Origin of the sequence: Paenibacillus sp. 7523-1 (assembly GCF_002276415.1) — a bacterium.
Classification (GTDB): domain Bacteria; phylum Bacillota; class Bacilli; order Paenibacillales; family Paenibacillaceae; genus Paenibacillus; species Paenibacillus illinoisensis_A.
The window spans coordinates 1-17,215 of record NZ_NPBR01000016.1 but is presented as its reverse complement, the minus strand read 5'-3'; the positions used below and the strand labels follow the sequence as shown (position 1 = coordinate 17,215).

Genomic DNA, 17,215 nt, shown 5'->3' with positions numbered 1-17,215 from the left:
CTCTTTTTCATTTGACGAGAGAAGGAGCAACGGAGATGACAAGTCGAATTGTGGTTACAGGCGGGGCCATTATCAGAGATGATCGTGGGAGAATTCTGCTGCAGCAAAGATCCGATTATGGAGACTGGGGATTGCCAGGTGGCGGTATGGAGCCCGGAGAGCGTATCGAAGAAACCATGATTAGAGAAGTGAAGGAAGAGACTGGTCTGGATGTGGTATCGTATGAACTGGCTTACATCTACACGGGTGAGAGAATGAAGTATACCTATCCGGATGGCAATGAGGTTGTATTTGTCATGTTTCTGTTTAACGTCAGAGTTAATTTAGACGGAAAACTAGCTGAGGATGGGCGAACACTATGTTTTGAAGACGAGAATAACGAATCGTTGCAATTAACGTTTACAAGTTTGGATGAAATCGAGATCGATACGATTAATAAGGTGCAGAAGCCGGCTATTATAGATTTGATTCAAGAGAAGCAGGGGATTCTGCGTTAAGGAAAACTAATAACAAAATGGAGTGATACTCATGCCTTGGCCCATGGTACATTTTGCGGTTGCATCCGAAATCAGTTCTAATCCATCCCCGGAATTCTTGCTGGGAAGTCTCGCTCCTGATTCAATTCACGTAAGAAGTGATGTGCGCAATGAGAAAGCCAAAACACATCTTATGATAGAAGAAGGCAGATTCGCAACAGATGGAGAGCTTCGGGCATTTTGGGAGTCCCATAGGCAGCAGGCGGAACTAGATCCAGCATTCTGGCAGTATTTGTGCGGATACATCGCCCATATTTATACGGACCGTGTGTGGACCTTTGATATCTACCCTGCATATGAAGAACATCCTGACGGCAGAAAACGCTATACGCAGGAGGTAACGAAGCTGGAATTTATGATTTTGCGGAATCGTTCCGGGTCTCATGAGCTGCTAAATAAACTGAATGCGGGAAAGGCCTATGATTTGGGCGGTTTGCTGGAACAAGAGGTGGTTCAGTACAGGAAAGTGAAAGTGGACTTCTTGAATAATCCTGCGCATGAGCCCGCGGAAGATTTGAGCATTTTATCCTTGAACGTTCTAGAACATTTCATTCATACAACCGCTGTAAGACTACAACAAATGTATACGGAATGGAACGTGTTTGAAGATTTACACACCAAAACCTCAAGCTAGGAAGTGGTTTATTGAAGGTATATAAGAAAGAAGTCCGTAAAATAACGGTCAATGAGGTTTTATTTCTCTACGTTGTGGATGAGCAAGCCTACGATATAATTATCCGTATATATTCGAATGCATTTAAATCTACCTTCGTAGAGTTTGTGGTCCTTTGGAGAGAGACATGGGATATTTTGTTCTATGAGCCCAAGCTGATTTCCAAACTCGTTCAATATGCGATAAACCAAGGATGGGACTTCCATCAGAAAAATAATCAAATGAAATTCGACAACGCGACAAGTATCATAAGAGTATTGATGTCAGAGTAGAGTAGATACATCAGGAAAGTGTTGCTCTATATAAAAATTGAGGTGACTGCATATGCACCAATTAATTCGCCTTACCGAATATCACGAGAGATATGATGCAGCATTGGCCAATTTTTCACTGACCGGAGAGCAGTTCTCGTTTACTGTATTACCTGCAGAAGTGATCGAGGAGGCCATCTCCAACCCGGATAAGGTTCCCATTGTGATTTTAAAAGAGGAGACACCGGTAGGCTTCTTTATTTTACATAAAAAATCAGAATACGCCGAAGGAAAGAAATATTCGAATGCAATCTTAATAAGAGCATTATCCATTACGTTGGAACATCAGGGGAGAGGGTATGCCCGGGCTGCCATGCAGGCAATTGGTCCATTGCTTCAGCAGATTGAGCCAGGGACGAAGGAAGTCATCCTCGCTGTAAATGAACAGAATGTTGCAGCACAGAGTCTGTATTTGAAGGTAGGTTTTCGTGACACGGGCATTCGCAGGATTGGAGCACATGGTCTCCAGTTCGTTTTTCATAAAAGAATGGATTAACCAGAGCAATGAGAAAGTATTTGAATCCATGGAGGAAAAGAGAGGAGAATGGTATGCGAGCCAAAATCAAACACGCAGACTTGGGTTCATCGCAGCTTAGCTGGTTCTGTGTCCAGCCGATGCTCATTTCAGTTCGAGGTAAAGATGTTGCAGCCAAAACAGAGTTATACCGTCAGTTAAATGAAGGCCAACAAGCACTATTCCTGTTTTACTCCTACCATAACCATACGAAAAGTCTGGCGGAGTTTTACTGGTTCTCGGCTTACAATATCATGGAGATGAAGAGCTGGAGCGGCATCCGAAATGGAATACGTTTTTTTAATCAGACTGAGATGGTAGCTCTGCTGGACAACATCGAGCATGTAATCATAGATAAAAATAGAATCGGAGATCACTGGCGTGAGGTTACGCCAACAGATCTGGAGCAAGACCCCAACCTGTATCAATTAATTGAGGATCTGTTTATTCAATATCGCGCTCAAGCTGAGGAAGTGATCGCGAGTATAAATATGGAGATTCTGCAACATCAGGAGATGTATTTTGAAATCGAGGATGAGGGGTAAGGAGACTGGGAATTGAAATTCGAATATCTGAAATTTTCGTGCAATGTGGATGTGTTTCATAGAGATCTGGACATGATCGTTAGGTTTTATGATGGATCAAGAGAACCTGCCGAAGAGGAAATAGTTAATATGGTAATCGCAGATCCGGGTTATGGCTACCTTATGCTGAAGTATAAAGGAGATGCGGCGTTATTAAGTGGATTTCTGAATGAGTCGGTTTTTGCATCGGATGAGATGATAGAAGCTGCAATTGATTATGTTGAACGCTTATCACCACATTCCCAAAGTGTATATATGCCGTATCACGTGTCTCGATTCAAGCCAACAAGTTATGTGGAATACAATGGGGAATACTGAGCATTCCCCATACAGCATTCTTTAGGGTACATATACAATCGATATTAATTCATATAACAACGTTGTTTAGTGGCAAATGAGAAGAGCTATTTATTCAATTTACATACATTAGTCAGCTATTGTGCAACAAACCTGCAACTTCTTGCAACAAAACGCAATTTGGTATGCCGGTTTTTGTTTTGCCTGTAATATGAGTGATGAGAGGAGGGCAACACGTGAAAGTGACATTTGAAACAGATGCATCCATGGAACGAAGGCTAGCCAAGGTAGTGACCAACCCTGCCGAACAACAGCGTTGGGAGGAGATTGATAATGCGATTAGCCACTTGGAAAAACAGATGGTCGTCATCAATCCGAAGAATAACCGCAATGTCCAGATCCAGCCAAGCTCAATTCTTGCCATTGAGTCCGAGGACCGAATGTGTAATGTACGTGTGATTTCGGGTGAAAGCTATCTGCTTGGCAAACGTCTTAAATATGTGGAAGAAGACATGTATTCGTCCCAATTTCTGAAGATTAACAACTCAACGATGATCAATGTTAAACACATCCAGACGTTCGCCGCCACAGATCATGCCAGAATCCAGGTTGAGCTTAAGGATGGATCCAGCTACTACGTCAGTCGGTACTATATCAAAAATTTCAGGGGGAAATTATTATGATCGCAAATCTCAAAAACTCGTTTTTTCAGGTATTTACATTAACTTCGCTATGGGTCACGCTGCTGATAACCTTGTTCTTCAAAGATCAGACGATCCAGATGGGGTATCTATGGAACCTCGCCGGAATTGCGTTCATCGCTGCCGTGGTATTTGGAGTCATGTACGATGCGCTGTGGAACTACTTTACGTTGAAACCGATCTGGAATATTGTGATCTCGTCCACCATTAACATCCTCGGAGGAACGGCGGGTGTATGGTTGTTCTCAGAGGAGATGTTCCACTTTATTGCTCCGTGGTTCCCTGGAATGTGGCTTCTGTCGATTGTGCTGCACACCATTGCCTTTTATTTTTATGCTAGAATGGATAGCAGGAAAAAAGCGGAAGAATTAAACAAGATCTTGAAGTAGACAAGGGGAAAGCATATGAATGAAGAAAAGGCTCTTCAGGAGTTCGGCTTGGAGCCGGGCTCCCGGGACAGGGAGCGCATTCGTACACTGCTGCAACTAGAAATCGACAATCCAAATGTGATGGACAATGATTATCTCAGAATCTTATGTGTCTTGTTGTTTGCAATCGGTCATGTAGAGGACACTCAGCTCATCTGGCAGGCCAAAAGAAAGAATCAGGATACGGGAAGTTATGTGGATGTACAACTGCTGTGTGGTGCCGGGTTCGAGGACACGATAACGTATCTGGAGCAATTGGGAGGACAGCTAGCAGAAGAGCAGTTACAATATCTCAGACAGTGTGAGCCATATGACTTTGTGGACTTTTCCAGAGAGGAATGGATCGCCCGGTACAAGCAATATTATGGGTTATAGAGGGAAGGTCCCTGTCGGAGATACAACCGGATGGTACATCTGGGCGGGGGAATATTCGGATGCAGATGACTTTTTCGTACCATTACATACAGCACACGTGGATGAATGGGATCCCAAAATCAAGAAGTACCTGGGACTCGCGCCAGGTTGGCGATTTTTAATTGCAGAAGACTTGAGGATGTGTGGTTTGACGAACAGTTACTAGATCATGAATAACCACAGAAGATCAATGAAGTCAAAGACATCGTCCAAGGAGAATACAACATGAATAACCCTACTATTGAGATACAAGAGTACTCTGCCAAGTATCAATCCAAGGTGGTCCATTTGATTTTGCAGATACAGCAGCAGGAATACCAGATTTCCATCACCGGAGAGGATCAGCCGGATTTGCTTGAGATCGAAACCTTTTATCAGAAAGGAAGCGGGAACTTCTGGATCGCACTTGCCGATGAAGAAGTGGTGGGTACGATCGCTCTGCTGGATATTGGAGAGGAGCAAGCTGCGCTCAGGAAGATGTTTGTAGCCAAAAATTACAGAGGCAAGGAACTTCAAGTTTCGAGTCGTCTGCTGTATCAGGCATTTCAGTGGGCCAAGGAGAAGGCTGTGCATGATATTTACCTTGGAACGACACATCAGTTTGTGGCAGCACATCGATTTTACGAGAAAAATGGATTCGTTTCGATTACACGCGAGGAATTACCGGCTGCTTTTCCGGTGATGAAAGTAGATAGCAAGTTTTATCACCATACCACGCCCTTTGCATGAGGCAAGTCATGCAGAGCGGCGTGTTTTTTTATTCAATAGAAAGAATGAAAGATAGCAAATTTGAATCGTTCGCAAATTCCACATTATGGGTTATGATGTATCAAAGAGAAATTGTAACATACATAGGAAGTTTGATCCGGACGGTTTGGAACCTTTGACACATTGGGGAGGAAACAGATGGAGGCCATTTTTCTTGATTTCTATGGGACGGTTGTACATGAAGACGACGATATACTTCCAGTGATTTACGAACGAGTACAAGCTGCGGCGCGTGTTGAATGTACAACAGCCGAAATAGGTGATTATTGGTGGAAGGCATTTACCGAAATGTTCTATGCCAGCCACGGCAGTCAGTTTAAGACCCAACGAGTACTCAATGTACAGTCCCTGACAGCAACACTCCTTCATTTTCAAGCAGATGGTATCGCGGAGCTGCTTAATCAGGAGCAATTGGCTCACTGGCGTGATCCCGGGATATTTGAGGACTCCATTCCCTTTTTGCAATCAGTAGACATCCCCGTGTATATCCTCTCGAATATCGATACAGAGGATGTAAAAGCTGCAATGGAGAAGCATGGCATTGAGGCGGCAGGTGTAATTACCAGTGAAGATGTCCGTTCTTACAAACCAAGACCAGAGATGTTTAATGAAGCATTAGCCAGATATGATCTGTCCCGGCATGACGTCATTCATATCGGCGATTCGTTGACAAGTGATGTACAGGGAGCCCAAAACGCTGGCATCCAGGCTGTCTGGTTAAACCGCAAAGGCAAAACCAAGCCCCGGCATATCCATCCGGAGTTTATGTGCAGAGATCTGACAGAAGTTCTGAAATTGTTGTGAGGATGACCAAGAATAGGGTCACGATACCGAAAGTCTATGGTGATGTAATTATGGCGAGACAATTAATTCTGGTTGAAGGGTTACCCGGTTCAGGAAAGTCCACGATTGCCCAGATGATATCAAACATCCTCATTCAGCGCGGATTGCGGATACAACTCTTCCAGGAAGGGGATCTGAATCACCCAGCTGATTATGAAGGTGTAGCCTTTTTCACTGTGGATGAGTTTGGAGATTTATTGGATGCTCATCAAGCATGCAGAGATATATTAGAGAGCAGAGCCATAGCTTATCGTAATGGTTATCTGATTCCTTATCGCAAAATAAAAGAGGAACTGGGAGAGGCATTTCCTGACCATACGGTGCAGGAGATTTTCAGCCGCGATATTTACGAATTGCCTTTTGAACAAAATAAAGATCTGATCACTTCTAAATGGCGAAGCTTCACCGAAAGCGTGTTAGCGGCTAATGAGGATACCGTCATTATCTTTGAATGTTGTTTTATCCAGAACCCATTAACGATGGGTCTTGTGAAATGCAATCAATCCCGAGAAGATAATGTTAACTATGTGCTGGAGCTGGAACGTATGGTTCAAGCACTGAATCCGCTATTAATCTATATTGATCAGAAGGATATTGCGCATACCTTTGATAAAGCAGTTAAGGAAAGACCCAAGGAATGGTCTGAAGGATTTATTCATTATTACACGAACCAGGGGTGGGGAGCTTCGAGAGGATATCATGGGGTTCCAGGCACCGTGAAGGTGCTTCAGGCAAGAAAGGAACTCGAAACCGAGATTTTTCAGATACTGAAGATGGACAAATATTGGCTGGATAATTCGGAGTATGACCTGTCTGCTTGTCCGAACGAACTGGAGAACATTCTGAATGGAGGTTTGGTTTCATGACAATTGCTGAGGTAGCACTAATCTCCATAACCATCTTGTTAATGATTTTAGGTGTGAGGGGCAAACGCAAATCAGTACTCAGATGGGGGATCGTCAGTTTCATAGCATTGATTATCCTCATTATTCCTTCGTTCATTAACGGATTCGTGGATGGATTCTCCGATGGGTGGTCAGCAAGATGACAAATCCCAATAACAATAACATATCTTATGAGCGAAATAACAGTAAATTTAACTTCCGGGTGGCAGGCATTGTGATGGATGTGGGACGAGTTCTGCTGCATAAGACGGAACAGGACGATTTCTGGAACCTGCCCGGGGGACGGGTCGAAATGAATGAGGCGACAGAAGCGACTATCGTGAGAGAAATGATGGAGGAATTGGGTATCCACGTTGAAGTGCAGAGGCTTGCGTTTGTTAGTGAAGATTTTTTCGATTACGAAGGCCAGAAGTTCCACGAGATTGGATTCTATTACGTCATCGCCTTACCGGAAGCTCATAAGCTGTATAGTGAAATAGAAGTTAAGGGGCTGGAGGATAACGGAAAGTTAACGTTCCGTTGGTTTTCCTTGGATGAGCTTGAGCACATGGAGGTCTACCCGGTATTTTTGAAAAAGGAACTGCATACTCTGCATGATGTGAAGAGCATCCAACATTTCATTCAGAAATAGAGGGATATATGGACATTACATTTATTCGTCATGGTCATGGTGAACATTTGATAGATTACCCGAATCGGTTAAATGAGCTTCACCCTGGTCTCACCGAACTGGGAGAGAGTCAGGTGACAACGCTGTGTAAACAGTTGAAGCTTGATCCTCATGACGTTATCTTGGTGAGTCCAACGAGACGTACCATTGAAACAGCACTTCTTCTAACCACAGCAGAACATCTTACGATATGTCCGTTTGTTGGTCCAAGAATGTTTCCTCAGGATCCGGAGTACGCTCCCTTCATCTGTGATCAGATCTATTCCAAGGAGGAGCTTGATACTCAGTTCCCCGGGTTAAGCGTACTGGATTTTGGATTAGAGTGTTGGGATGAAGGTGTTAACCGGATGGATGGACATCAATTTGAAGTACTTGCTAAGGGGCTTCTCCAATGGTGCAGGGAACAGGATAGCAACATCTATATCATTTCACATGATGGCACGATAACCAACTACAGGATTTTGCTTGGAGAAAAAGGACTATCAAGAAGAGATTTTCTTGGTGAGGCGGGAAAGTACACGATCAAGAACTTTTAACGGTAAACAAATTCATAAGACAACCAATTTAAGGAGGAATTCCAGATGAGGTTATCCGATTATGAGTATTTAGTTTTGGCGCTGGAAGAGGCAGATCAGGCGTTTATTGAAGGGACATATCCGATCGGCGCAGTAATCGTGGATGAGGATGGGGATGTCCTGAGTAAAGGGAGGAACCGAGTTTTCTCCGAATGCGATCCTACCGCACATGCTGAGGTGGACGCCATTCGCCGAGCGGGGAAGCATTTGCTGGATTTAGACCGGAAGAAATTCACGAAAAACAACCTGACACTGTACACGACTTGTGAACCTTGTCCCATGTGTTCTTGCACCATATTAATGTCGGGAATCAAAAGAATTGTATGGGCAGCGGACGATGAAGAGTATGGGGGTCTTCGGCGTTTCAAGGAGGGTCCCCATTTCATCCATATGTTTGACACACTTTCCTGTGTTGCCGCGCCATATCTTGACCTGGAAAATAGACAGAGGGCGATGCTCGCCGAATGGAATATTAGTAGAGGATTACTTAATACAGAGTGGGAGACAGCTAAGCAATGAAATCCATTCCAGTCTCGATTCTGCTTGCTAGTGTCATCTTAGGCATTTCATTTATAATTGGCTGCTTCTTCCTATCGAATCAAGAGAGCGTAAACGAGCCAACTCAAGTAGCACAGGAGGAAGTTGCTAAGGATAAGGTGTTAGTGACGATTCAGGAAACAGCGGAGTATCTAAGTATGACTGAAGAACAGGTGATGAGCATTATTCATGCTGAACAAAGAAGTTTTGCGGCAGCAGGTTCCTTTAACGGAACAATGTTCCCCTTTATTAAGGTTCAGGATGAATTCTTTATTAGTAGGATCGAATTGCTGCTGTGGGCCCAGGATGCCTCTCTCTACCATAGAAGGTATGTTAACGGTCAGTTACAATAGCTGTGTTGGTATTGCAACTGTAGTCATGAGGAGCATAAATTGACGTGGAATTGATAGGAAGTAAGGTTTGCCTAATATCAGTTGCAGAACGGGATCTCAACTTTATATGCAAAGGAGGAAGAGCATGACGAAGTTGGTTTTATTAAGTGATCTACCCTTTCAACCAAATGAAGAATTGAATCAAAGGATATTGGAATTGCTTGGTCACGACAAGCCTTCGATTGGTTATATTCCTTCTTGTTCCGACCCGGAGCGGAAATATTTTGAGCATACCGTACGTTACTATAATCAACGGGGTATAGAGAACATTCATTATTATGATCTGGACCTGGAATATGATCCTAGCATGTTTGAGCAGATTTTGGCAGCTGATGCGATTCATTTATCCGGAGGAAATACATTTTATTTTCTACATTTATTACAGAGAAGAAACGTACAGGACTTATTGCGTTCCTATGTGCAGGAAGGCGGTATGCTGATCGGAGTCAGCGCAGGCAGTATTCTGACCACACCAACCATTGAAATAGCTGGATATGGCAAGGATGCAGACGAGAATCATGTGGGTCTTCAGGACAAACGTGCTCTTGGACTCGTTGATTTCGATTTTGCACCCCATTGGGACGGAGAGGAAGACAGTCTCGTTTCGCTCAGAGGTTATGCAGATACAGTCGGTGCGAAAGTCTATGCCTGCCAAGACGGCGACGGGATCGTAATTGATGGAAAAGTCATAGAGCTATATGGGGATGTGCGTCTTATTGATCCTAGGAGAAGGGGGGGTTAAACATGGCTGAAGTTAAGGTCTACCATTATGATGCATTTTCAGCAGTTCCGGGCAAAGGTAATCCGGCAGGAGTCGTCTTTGATGCTGATGATCTAAGTGAGATGGACATGCAGCAGATTGCGTATAAGGTTGGTTTTAATGAAACGGTGTTTGTGCTTAACTCCAGGACAGCCGATGTGAGATTGCGTTATTTTACGCCGGGCCATGAAATTAATCTGTGCGGTCATGCGACGATGGCATCGCTGTATGGTTTGAAGAAACGTGGACTGCTAGGGGACCAGAAGTCAATCACGATCGAGACCAATGTAGGCCTATTACCAATACGGTTTGAGCAGGATGGCGACACAATCAACATGGAGATGAAGCAGGATCAACCGCAGTTTGTGCCGTTCAGAGGTGATATTGGTAAGCTTGCAAACAGTATAAATCTAACCTCGGATGATCTGGATCTATCCATGCCTATCGTGTATGGGAGCACAGGAACCTGGACGTTGTTGATCCCCATTCGTAAACTGAACTCTTTTTCTAAAATGAAATCGGAATCTGCTGAGTTTCCTGAGATTTTGCTTGAAAACCCCAAGGCTTCCTTGCATCCGTTTAGCTTCGAAACTCGTGATTCCGAGTCGATGATGCATGCCAGACATTTTTCTTCCCCTTACTCAGGTACTACGGAAGATCCTGTAACTGGAACGGCCTCCGGGGTGATGGGTGCCTACTACTTAACCTATGTGAAACGTGGAGCAGATCAGGTCAAGTTCGTCGTGGAGCAGGGGCATGAGATCGGAAGAGATGGAAAAGTTGAAGTGAGCGTGACCCGGGAAGGGGACGGCATGGATGTCAGAATTAAAGGGACAGCTGTTTTTGTGCGTGAAATGAACATTGAATTGGATATGTAACAACGTAACTGAAAGGGTGTTTTTCTTTGGATGAACGAATTGTTTTGCAAGACGTTACTCGTATTTTAAAAGAAGAATTATCGGATTCGCTCGTTGGCATCTATTTGCACGGTTCCATGGCCATGGGGTGCTTCCATCCGAACCAGAGCGATATCGATATCTTGGTGGTCTGCCGGGATAAACGATCTGCTGATCTATATCGAAGAATTGCACGGGAGCTAATGGATATCGAAGACGAGATGCGCATCACGAAAGGCTTTAAGCTCAGTATTGTACTGGAATCCACAATCGCGAACCTGGCATATCCAACTCCGTTTGAATTCCATTACTCCGCATATCACCGGGAAAGATATCGAACAGATGAGCACTATCTCTGCGGAGGGTACGATGATCCGGATCTTGTCGCACACATGGCGGTCATCTATGACAGGGGAATTGTTTTGCATGGCACACCTATTAAGGAACTCTTCCATCCTGTGAAACGTGAGTATATGCTCGCCTCCATTACGTCAGACGCCGGTGCAGCTTCGGAAGAAATCGTGGATAACCCTGTCTACTATGTATTGAACCTGTCGCGTGTTTTGTTATATGTGAGAGATTCAGTGATCTATTCCAAGCGAGAAGCAGGAGAGTGGGCTTTGGATGGGCTGCCTACGAAGTACAAGAACGTTATCTCGCAATGCCTTGCAAAATATAAGGGAGAGCTGGAGAGCCTGAACCTCAGTGAGTCGTTGCTGTTGGAATATGCAGATTATATGTTGAGAGAGATCCACAGCTATAAGAAATAAACGATTCAATAATTCTACGAATTGCAATTACTGATTTGAACATTTCAAGTATCAATAGATTTTTTAAAGGAGAGACATCATGACAATCACGACAGAAGATTTGGAATTAATCCAGGAAGCCAAGAACATCATCAAGCATCTATACTGCGAAGGCAAACATCACATTGGAGCCGCAGTGCGTACTCAATCTGGAAAGATATATACCGCTGTACATTTGGAAGCCTACATTGGTCGTGTCTCGGTGTGTGCGGAAGCCATTGCGATTGGCAAAGCCATTTCGGAAGGGGAACACGAATTTACGACTATTGTTGCTGTACGGCATCCGGAAATCAATCCGGATAATCCCGCGGAAAATGCTGATTCACAATTGGACGTGGTTTCCCCATGTGGTATCTGCCGAGAATTGATCGGTGATTATGGGCAGAGCACGCAGGTCATTTTGCAGGGAGAAGAAGGATACACCAAAACAACAATTGGTCAGCTTCTGCCACAGAAATATTCAAGGTCATAAGGAAAGAAGGAAGGTGCGAAGATGTTTGAGATTTTGGATATCCGGCAAAAGCCAGACATGAGGCAGCTGTTTAATACTTTTGGAAGCAGTGGGGTACGGAAACAAGTTATCATTTTTACCGGGATTGCATGGAGCGTTCAGTGGATACGAACAGTGATGTTCCAAGGTTTTATGTAATGTTAGATGGAGATCGCATTATCGGAGGATATGCTCTGCTAAGAAGCGACCTGAACAGCCGACAGGATCTCTTTCCCTGGTTTGCATGTCTTCATGTCGTTCCGGAATACCGGGGCAAGAACCTGGGCGGCCAATTACAGAAGCACGCTGTAAATGAGGTGAAGTTGAAGGGATACGACAAACTCTATTTGTGTACGGATCTACAAGGTTATTATGAGAAAAATGATTGGACCTACACTGGCAAAGGATATTTGCTGGATGATGAAGAGACAAGAATCTATGAACTGCAATTTTGATGAAATCATAAGCCACTACTTCAAAAACGCGGACTACACCTTGGAGGCCGTTCCGTTCGGTTTGACTAATACAACCAAAGTTATTGAAATCAATAAACAGAGGTTTATTATACGGATTTATAATCGCCACATCAAAACGATTGATGGGTTGGAGCTTGAATCTCAAGTAACAGCATTTCTACATAAAGCAAAGGCTTCATTCGAAGTACCGATCTTCCTTCATACTTGTAATGGTAAGGCTTATGTGGTCATGAGAGATGGTTCGCTTGCGGCAATGACTACTTTTTTGGAAGGGAAGCTTCCACAGTTGTCTGACATGGACAAAGCCGAGAAGTTCGGCAGGTTGGTCGGGGAATTTTCGTTTCGAATGAGTGAGTTTCCGATGAAGAAGGCTGCGTATACGGGCATATCCTTTCATAAAATGTATAACATTCACCCGCTAGCTAATCGTGATTCGGTGAATTCCTTTTTTGCAAATTTGCCTTTTGAATTAACAGCAGAGCGATGCACGTTTTATCAAGCAATGATTACTGAGATCGACAATTCCCATCTTGATCTAGAAGTGCTGCCGCAGCAGCTCGTTCATCATGATGTATTGATTTATAATCTACTGGGTGAATCGGGTGAAATTACAGGGGTATTAGATTTTGATTTTATGGGGATGGATGCTGCTTTCATGGAACTTACGATTAGCCTGAATCATATTATTCAGGAGTCTAGCGGTTCCTTGGATTTGATTGAGGCCTTCCTTCAAGGATATGGAAACGTTCGCAAGCACGCCTCTTTTGAATTTGGTTATTTACGGCTGCTAACTCAAATCTATTTTGTTGCTGTGTTGCATTTCTATATTGGTCAGCATTATGCGGGAGTAGCGATTGAATCTCCTTTTACGTTTATGATCGATCAGTTTGAAAGAAATATAAGCTGGCTGGCAGAGCATGATGTACAGATTCAACAATTGCTTCATAAGTATGTAATGGAGACAAATACAGATCATTCGAAGTGACTTTGTCCGGAATCCAGAAAGACTGATCAATTAAACCAACGGAGGAACCTTTATGGAGCAGACCATTCGTTTAGCTCAAGAAATCGCAGAGAGGGTCATTCGTGAAGCGGGACAGATCGCCAGAGTTCATTTTGACCAGATTACCTGTGCAGTGGAAAAGGACAAGTTCGGCGATGTTGTAACTGATGTGGATCATGAAACAGAGCGAATCATATGTGATGCAATCAGCCATACGTTTCCCGCGCATGAGATTCATAGTGAAGAACGGGGACATAACGGTCAAAAGAGCGAATGGTTATGGATGATCGATCCGTTAGATGGAACTAACAATTACGCCATAGGATTTCCCGTATTTTCCGTTTCCATTACTTTGATGTACCGTTCAGAACCTGTTCTCGGGGTTATTTATGAACCGATGGTAGACCGTTTATTTGTGGCATCACGGGGGAATGGGGCAAGTTGTAATTTGAATCCGCTGACAGTTAACAAGAAAGATAATCTTCTAAAGGGAACGATTGGTTGGATACAGGGTCATCAAGTGCAGCATGAAGAGAATGCCGTCCGGCTGCGACAACATCTGGATATACGTTTTAAGAGAGTGATGAGATTATGGGCTCCGACCCTGCAGTGGTGTTTGCTAGCCAAGGGAGATATCGATGGTATTGTGCTCTACAATTCAGAGGGTGACGATCTTTACTCAGGAATCCTGATGGTAAAAGAAGCGGGAGCCATGGTTATGGATTTTGATGGGAATTTATTCGAAGGTATGAGTTCAGAGCCTTACCTCATTGCCTGTCATCCGGAGCATCGCGACTATTTTCTGAGTGTGGTTCGGGAGGGATTGGGCGTATGATTAGTGAGCTTAATCAACTTGAATTCGATAAGGTGAAGCATCTGACAGACTCATGTCGTAATATTGAGGTTCGAGCTGTGGTGTCAGGGTTGAATCCAGGCCGGATCTACGTAGATGATGCCACAAATATTACGGCAGCTCTCATTTGGATACAAGGACAGAGCGGATTTCAGCTGATCGGTGATGCCAAGAGCATACCCTTTCGTAACGAGCTGCATGGATGGATGAAGAAAAATATTGAACCTGTGTTGTTAAATTTACATATGCAATCTGTTGAAATTGGTGTGTCAGATGGAGAATGGGAGGAAGTCATTCATCACATGTCTGGGAGCAGGGGGATCGCCGGTGATATTCAGCATGTATTCATACCTAGTTCAGTCAAAGGATGGATAAATACTATAAGTCAACCAGCATGTCCTAGTCCTTATACTTCTCAGTATGAAAACGTTAGGGTCCTCAGCATAGAGGAAGCATTGCTTGAAGAGAAGACGCTTAACCAATCATCTTTTTTGAAAGATAAAATATCTCACTTTTGGACTACATTAGATGACTTTTTGAAATATGGCTTTGGCTATATTACAGTGCATAACGGTGACATAGCGAGTGTTTGCCTTTCGGCATTTGTAGCTGATGAGATGCATGCAATTGATATTGAAACGATCGAAGTCTATAGGAGAAGGAATTATGGAGCATTGGTAGTGCGCGCGTACGCAGAGGAATGCAAAAGCAGAGGCGTCCATCCATATTGGGATTGTTCTCCAAGCAATACAGGTTCAATCCGCTTAGCAAAGAGTATAGGCTTGTCCCTGGATTTTAATTATAAAGTTTACTGGTATGATCTTTTAACATAGGGTTGGGATCGCATTTAAAGGAGGAAATATGATGAGTGAATCACTACAGGATCAGATTCAATTTCTAATTGAGATTGATAAACTGAAAACAATTGAACGGAGAACAAGAATTATCCATGGCGATAGACGTGAAAATGATGCGGAGCATTCATGGCATCTGGCCATGATGGCATTGGTTTTACAGAGTCACGCGAACAAGGATGTGGACATCCTGAAAGTCATTAATATGCTTCTTATTCATGATCTGGTTGAAATCGATGCAGGAGACACCTTTGCTTACGATACAGCTGGGTACACGGATAAATTCGATCGTGAGATCAAGGCGGCTCATCGGTTATTTGGCATGCTGCCCAAGGAACAGGCTGAAGAAATGCATAATCTCTGGCTAGAGTTTGAGGCAAAGGAAACGAATGAGGCACAGTTTGCCTCGGCTCTCGATCGATTACAGCCTCTGATTCACAATTATCAGAATGAAGGAGATACGTGGCTAAAATACAACGTTACAAGTGATCAAGTCATCAATAGAAATCGTGAAATGGCAGACGCTTCGGATACATTGTGGACGTACGTGCAGCAGTTAATTCAAAACTCCATAGAACAGGGAATCCTGACCAAATCATAGCAACACGGATGGACTGGGCACATTCATTGAGGGAAAAGAGGGAACACTCATGGGCTACATTATGGAACTTCGAAAACTCGTTGGCTCTCGGCCGCTGATTATGGCAGGTTCTTGTGTATTGGTGTTCAACGAAGAGGGCCATCTGTTGCTGCAAAGACGTACAGACAGTCTCGACTGGGGGACGCTCGGTGGTTCGCTTGAACCGGGTGAGTCGCTAGAAGAGGCGGCAGCACGGGAATTGTATGAGGAAGCGGGATTAAGGGCAGAGACGTACAAGCTTATTACCGTTTTCTCGGGTCAGGATATGTATTATAAGTATCCCCATGGAGACGAAGTATACAATGTGACGGCTGTTTATGAAGCTACAGGAATCAAGGGTAATCCAGTGGTTATGGACGATGAAGGGTTGGAACTTCGATACTTCGATCTGGCCCAACCGGTCCCGGAGATTAATCCCTTTACAGAGTATGTACTAAAAAAGGCAGGGTATATCAAATCCAACTAAAGAAGGGATCATTCCATTTGACACAAGACTTTTATTGTGAGGAAGTTCTGAGTGGTAGGACGGAAGTGGAAATTGTCATGGAGACGGATAACGTGCTAGCCTTTCACCATACCCGGCCTTCTTATGAACATCATATCGTGGCTATTCCCAAGGTCCACATTCCATCCTTCATCTCAGAGGAAGAAACGAATGACGATGAGCTGATACTTGGAATTATGCGGGTCATTAAAAAGATCGCTGCCGATATGGTGGAGCGTACGGGTGCTTCCAAAATTGTGACCAACCTCGGTAGTTATCAGGATTCAAAGCATCTACATTGGCATGTCATCAGTGGTGAACGAGTGACTTAACTCGTGTGAGCAACGGGCGTAGGGTGTGGTTATACTTTCTTGAATTGTAGTTTGTAGTGAGCCTTATAATAGAATAATTGATATTGACGACCGGCTTGAATAGTCGGTTGTTTTTTCATAAAGCAGAGTGGGAAGGGACTTACAAAGATAAATTGAGTAGTAGACAACGAACTATATTCGATCTCCAGATGTAGATATTCGAAAAGATTCAAAAAAACACTTTACAAACAATCCTTAAACATGATATATTATTTTTCCGGCCGCAAGAGGCGCAGGAAATTCAAAAAAGTATTTTGAAAAAAAAACTTTACAAGTCACAATGAAATGTGATATATTCTAATTCCGGCCTTGAAACAGTCGGTAAGGAAGTTTGATCTTTGAAAACTGAACAACGAGTGAGTAATCATCCTGCTTGCAGGATGGACGTGAAGGTTTTTGGTACATGCCAATTGGCTGTATGAAAACTGGAT

29 protein-coding genes are annotated in these 17,215 nt (G+C 43.6%); all 29 read left to right on the top strand.

What is annotated here, in order from left to right:
- Nucleotides 1–35: 35 nt before the first annotated feature.
- The 29 genes from CHH60_RS17680 to CHH60_RS17540 all read left to right on the top strand — a co-directional run bounded on the left by CHH60_RS17680 (nt 36) and on the right by CHH60_RS17540 (nt 16,745).
- On the top strand, nt 36–497 hold the full coding sequence (locus tag CHH60_RS17680; RefSeq protein WP_095360391.1) for an NUDIX domain-containing protein: 462 nt from the start codon (nt 36–38) through the stop codon (nt 495–497).
- Nucleotides 498–528: 31 nt separating this feature from the next.
- Nucleotides 529–1,170 (top strand): hypothetical protein, encoded by a 642-nt coding sequence (locus CHH60_RS17675; RefSeq protein ID WP_095360390.1) that lies wholly within the window; start codon nt 529–531, stop codon nt 1,168–1,170.
- 11 nt (nt 1,171–1,181) lie between these two features.
- Complete coding sequence (locus CHH60_RS17670) at nt 1,182–1,481, top strand: hypothetical protein (RefSeq protein ID WP_095360389.1); 300 nt, start codon at nt 1,182–1,184, stop codon at nt 1,479–1,481.
- A 52-nt stretch (nt 1,482–1,533) separates the two neighbouring features.
- Nucleotides 1,534–2,016 (top strand): GNAT family N-acetyltransferase, encoded by a 483-nt coding sequence (locus CHH60_RS17665; RefSeq protein ID WP_095360388.1) that lies wholly within the window; start codon nt 1,534–1,536, stop codon nt 2,014–2,016.
- A gap of 53 nt (nt 2,017–2,069) precedes the next feature.
- Nucleotides 2,070–2,579: a hypothetical protein gene (locus CHH60_RS17660; protein ID WP_095360387.1), complete on the top strand. Its 510-nt coding sequence runs from the start codon at nt 2,070–2,072 to the stop codon at nt 2,577–2,579.
- 12 nt (nt 2,580–2,591) lie between these two features.
- Nucleotides 2,592–2,936: a hypothetical protein gene (locus CHH60_RS17655; RefSeq protein WP_095360386.1), complete on the top strand. Its 345-nt coding sequence runs from the start codon at nt 2,592–2,594 to the stop codon at nt 2,934–2,936.
- A 215-nt stretch (nt 2,937–3,151) separates the two neighbouring features.
- Nucleotides 3,152–3,598: a LytTR family DNA-binding domain-containing protein gene (locus tag CHH60_RS17650; RefSeq protein WP_176476106.1), complete on the top strand. Its 447-nt coding sequence runs from the start codon at nt 3,152–3,154 to the stop codon at nt 3,596–3,598.
- Nucleotides 3,595–4,005, top strand: coding sequence for a hypothetical protein (locus tag CHH60_RS17645; protein WP_095360384.1), 411 nt, complete (start codon nt 3,595–3,597; stop codon nt 4,003–4,005). The genes CHH60_RS17650 and CHH60_RS17645 overlap by 4 nt, the downstream gene beginning before the upstream one ends.
- A gap of 15 nt (nt 4,006–4,020) precedes the next feature.
- On the top strand, nt 4,021–4,419 hold the full coding sequence (locus tag CHH60_RS17640; protein WP_095360383.1) for a hypothetical protein: 399 nt from the start codon (nt 4,021–4,023) through the stop codon (nt 4,417–4,419).
- Complete coding sequence (locus CHH60_RS17635; protein WP_255247994.1) at nt 4,409–4,624, top strand: immunity protein Imm33 domain-containing protein; 216 nt, start codon at nt 4,409–4,411, stop codon at nt 4,622–4,624. Before CHH60_RS17640 ends, CHH60_RS17635 begins: the two co-directional genes overlap by 11 nt.
- Before the next feature lie 59 nt (nt 4,625–4,683).
- A complete protein-coding gene (locus CHH60_RS17630; protein ID WP_095360382.1) occupies nt 4,684–5,187 on the top strand; it encodes a GNAT family N-acetyltransferase in 504 nt (167 codons plus the stop codon).
- Nucleotides 5,188–5,364: 177 nt separating this feature from the next.
- Nucleotides 5,365–6,030, top strand: a complete 666-nt coding sequence (locus tag CHH60_RS17625) for an HAD family hydrolase (protein WP_095360381.1) — start codon at nt 5,365–5,367, stop codon at nt 6,028–6,030.
- Between the two features lie 2 nt (nt 6,031–6,032).
- Nucleotides 6,033–6,935, top strand: coding sequence for a hypothetical protein (locus CHH60_RS17620; RefSeq protein ID WP_255247980.1), 903 nt, complete (start codon nt 6,033–6,035; stop codon nt 6,933–6,935).
- Nucleotides 6,932–7,117 carry a hypothetical protein gene (locus CHH60_RS17615; protein WP_095360379.1) on the top strand — a complete coding sequence of 62 codons (186 nt, stop codon included), beginning with the start codon at nt 6,932–6,934 and terminating at the stop codon, nt 7,115–7,117. The genes CHH60_RS17620 and CHH60_RS17615 overlap by 4 nt, the downstream gene beginning before the upstream one ends.
- A complete protein-coding gene (locus CHH60_RS17610; protein ID WP_095360378.1) occupies nt 7,114–7,605 on the top strand; it encodes an NUDIX hydrolase in 492 nt (163 codons plus the stop codon). Before CHH60_RS17615 ends, CHH60_RS17610 begins: the two co-directional genes overlap by 4 nt.
- A gap of 8 nt (nt 7,606–7,613) precedes the next feature.
- Nucleotides 7,614–8,180, top strand: coding sequence for a histidine phosphatase family protein (locus CHH60_RS17605; RefSeq protein ID WP_095360377.1), 567 nt, complete (start codon nt 7,614–7,616; stop codon nt 8,178–8,180).
- A 45-nt stretch (nt 8,181–8,225) separates the two neighbouring features.
- On the top strand, nt 8,226–8,738 hold the full coding sequence (locus tag CHH60_RS17600; RefSeq protein ID WP_095360376.1) for a nucleoside deaminase: 513 nt from the start codon (nt 8,226–8,228) through the stop codon (nt 8,736–8,738).
- Nucleotides 8,735–9,109: a hypothetical protein gene (locus tag CHH60_RS17595; protein ID WP_095360375.1), complete on the top strand. Its 375-nt coding sequence runs from the start codon at nt 8,735–8,737 to the stop codon at nt 9,107–9,109. The genes CHH60_RS17600 and CHH60_RS17595 overlap by 4 nt, the downstream gene beginning before the upstream one ends.
- 124 nt (nt 9,110–9,233) lie before the next feature.
- On the top strand, nt 9,234–9,890 hold the full coding sequence (locus CHH60_RS17590; protein WP_255247979.1) for a Type 1 glutamine amidotransferase-like domain-containing protein: 657 nt from the start codon (nt 9,234–9,236) through the stop codon (nt 9,888–9,890).
- Between the two features lie 2 nt (nt 9,891–9,892).
- Nucleotides 9,893–10,786: a PhzF family phenazine biosynthesis isomerase gene (locus CHH60_RS17585; protein WP_095360374.1), complete on the top strand. Its 894-nt coding sequence runs from the start codon at nt 9,893–9,895 to the stop codon at nt 10,784–10,786.
- A 26-nt stretch (nt 10,787–10,812) separates the two neighbouring features.
- On the top strand, nt 10,813–11,574 hold the full coding sequence (locus CHH60_RS17580) for an aminoglycoside adenylyltransferase domain-containing protein (RefSeq protein WP_095360373.1): 762 nt from the start codon (nt 10,813–10,815) through the stop codon (nt 11,572–11,574).
- Between the two features lie 79 nt (nt 11,575–11,653).
- Nucleotides 11,654–12,085, top strand: coding sequence for a cytidine deaminase (locus CHH60_RS17575; RefSeq protein ID WP_095360372.1), 432 nt, complete (start codon nt 11,654–11,656; stop codon nt 12,083–12,085).
- A gap of 128 nt (nt 12,086–12,213) precedes the next feature.
- Nucleotides 12,214–12,558 carry a GNAT family N-acetyltransferase gene (locus tag CHH60_RS17570; protein ID WP_255247978.1) on the top strand — a complete coding sequence of 115 codons (345 nt, stop codon included), beginning with the start codon at nt 12,214–12,216 and terminating at the stop codon, nt 12,556–12,558.
- The gene (locus CHH60_RS17565) at nt 12,542–13,564 is read left to right on the top strand and encodes a phosphotransferase enzyme family protein (protein ID WP_176476105.1); all 1,023 of its coding nucleotides are present in this window, start codon (nt 12,542–12,544) and stop codon (nt 13,562–13,564) included. The genes CHH60_RS17570 and CHH60_RS17565 overlap by 17 nt, the downstream gene beginning before the upstream one ends.
- A 52-nt stretch (nt 13,565–13,616) precedes the next feature.
- Nucleotides 13,617–14,417 (top strand): inositol monophosphatase family protein, encoded by an 801-nt coding sequence (locus tag CHH60_RS17560; protein ID WP_095360370.1) that lies wholly within the window; start codon nt 13,617–13,619, stop codon nt 14,415–14,417.
- Nucleotides 14,414–15,268 carry a GNAT family N-acetyltransferase gene (locus CHH60_RS17555; RefSeq protein WP_095360369.1) on the top strand — a complete coding sequence of 285 codons (855 nt, stop codon included), beginning with the start codon at nt 14,414–14,416 and terminating at the stop codon, nt 15,266–15,268. Before CHH60_RS17560 ends, CHH60_RS17555 begins: the two co-directional genes overlap by 4 nt.
- A 31-nt stretch (nt 15,269–15,299) precedes the next feature.
- Nucleotides 15,300–15,890, top strand: a complete 591-nt coding sequence (locus CHH60_RS17550) for an HD domain-containing protein (protein ID WP_176476104.1) — start codon at nt 15,300–15,302, stop codon at nt 15,888–15,890.
- Nucleotides 15,891–15,939: 49 nt separating this feature from the next.
- Nucleotides 15,940–16,395 carry an NUDIX hydrolase gene (locus tag CHH60_RS17545; RefSeq protein ID WP_095360367.1) on the top strand — a complete coding sequence of 152 codons (456 nt, stop codon included), beginning with the start codon at nt 15,940–15,942 and terminating at the stop codon, nt 16,393–16,395.
- A 17-nt stretch (nt 16,396–16,412) separates the two neighbouring features.
- Nucleotides 16,413–16,745: an HIT domain-containing protein gene (locus CHH60_RS17540; RefSeq protein WP_095360366.1), complete on the top strand. Its 333-nt coding sequence runs from the start codon at nt 16,413–16,415 to the stop codon at nt 16,743–16,745.
- Nucleotides 16,746–17,215: the final 470 nt, after the last annotated feature.

Excerpts from the sequence above, each read along its gene's own strand:
- CHH60_RS17635 (WP_255247994.1), top strand. The coding sequence starts at position 4,409 with ATGGGTTATAGAGGGAAGGTCCCTGTCGGAGATACAACCGGATGGTAC.
- CHH60_RS17675 (WP_095360390.1), top strand. The coding sequence starts at position 529 with ATGCCTTGGCCCATGGTACATTTTGCGGTTGCATCCGAAATCAGTTCT.
- CHH60_RS17630 (WP_095360382.1), top strand. The coding sequence starts at position 4,684 with ATGAATAACCCTACTATTGAGATACAAGAGTACTCTGCCAAGTATCAA.
- CHH60_RS17605 (WP_095360377.1), top strand. The coding sequence starts at position 7,614 with ATGGACATTACATTTATTCGTCATGGTCATGGTGAACATTTGATAGAT.
- CHH60_RS17660 (WP_095360387.1), top strand. The coding sequence starts at position 2,070 with ATGCGAGCCAAAATCAAACACGCAGACTTGGGTTCATCGCAGCTTAGC.
- CHH60_RS17615 (WP_095360379.1), top strand. The coding sequence starts at position 6,932 with ATGACAATTGCTGAGGTAGCACTAATCTCCATAACCATCTTGTTAATG.
- CHH60_RS17585 (WP_095360374.1), top strand. The coding sequence starts at position 9,893 with ATGGCTGAAGTTAAGGTCTACCATTATGATGCATTTTCAGCAGTTCCG.
- CHH60_RS17560 (WP_095360370.1), top strand. The coding sequence starts at position 13,617 with ATGGAGCAGACCATTCGTTTAGCTCAAGAAATCGCAGAGAGGGTCATT.
- CHH60_RS17550 (WP_176476104.1), top strand. The coding sequence starts at position 15,300 with ATGAGTGAATCACTACAGGATCAGATTCAATTTCTAATTGAGATTGAT.
- CHH60_RS17625 (WP_095360381.1), top strand. The coding sequence starts at position 5,365 with ATGGAGGCCATTTTTCTTGATTTCTATGGGACGGTTGTACATGAAGAC.
- CHH60_RS17545 (WP_095360367.1), top strand. The coding sequence starts at position 15,940 with ATGGGCTACATTATGGAACTTCGAAAACTCGTTGGCTCTCGGCCGCTG.
- CHH60_RS17590 (WP_255247979.1), top strand. The coding sequence starts at position 9,234 with ATGACGAAGTTGGTTTTATTAAGTGATCTACCCTTTCAACCAAATGAA.
- CHH60_RS17680 (WP_095360391.1), top strand. The coding sequence starts at position 36 with ATGACAAGTCGAATTGTGGTTACAGGCGGGGCCATTATCAGAGATGAT.
- CHH60_RS17620 (WP_255247980.1), top strand. The coding sequence starts at position 6,033 with ATGACCAAGAATAGGGTCACGATACCGAAAGTCTATGGTGATGTAATT.
- CHH60_RS17575 (WP_095360372.1), top strand. The coding sequence starts at position 11,654 with ATGACAATCACGACAGAAGATTTGGAATTAATCCAGGAAGCCAAGAAC.
- CHH60_RS17555 (WP_095360369.1), top strand. The coding sequence starts at position 14,414 with ATGATTAGTGAGCTTAATCAACTTGAATTCGATAAGGTGAAGCATCTG.
- CHH60_RS17595 (WP_095360375.1), top strand. The coding sequence starts at position 8,735 with ATGAAATCCATTCCAGTCTCGATTCTGCTTGCTAGTGTCATCTTAGGC.
- CHH60_RS17570 (WP_255247978.1), top strand. The coding sequence starts at position 12,214 with ATGGAGCGTTCAGTGGATACGAACAGTGATGTTCCAAGGTTTTATGTA.
- CHH60_RS17640 (WP_095360383.1), top strand. The coding sequence starts at position 4,021 with ATGAATGAAGAAAAGGCTCTTCAGGAGTTCGGCTTGGAGCCGGGCTCC.
- CHH60_RS17600 (WP_095360376.1), top strand. The coding sequence starts at position 8,226 with ATGAGGTTATCCGATTATGAGTATTTAGTTTTGGCGCTGGAAGAGGCA.
- CHH60_RS17665 (WP_095360388.1), top strand. The coding sequence starts at position 1,534 with ATGCACCAATTAATTCGCCTTACCGAATATCACGAGAGATATGATGCA.
- CHH60_RS17565 (WP_176476105.1), top strand. The coding sequence starts at position 12,542 with ATGAACTGCAATTTTGATGAAATCATAAGCCACTACTTCAAAAACGCG.
- CHH60_RS17645 (WP_095360384.1), top strand. The coding sequence starts at position 3,595 with ATGATCGCAAATCTCAAAAACTCGTTTTTTCAGGTATTTACATTAACT.
- CHH60_RS17610 (WP_095360378.1), top strand. The coding sequence starts at position 7,114 with ATGACAAATCCCAATAACAATAACATATCTTATGAGCGAAATAACAGT.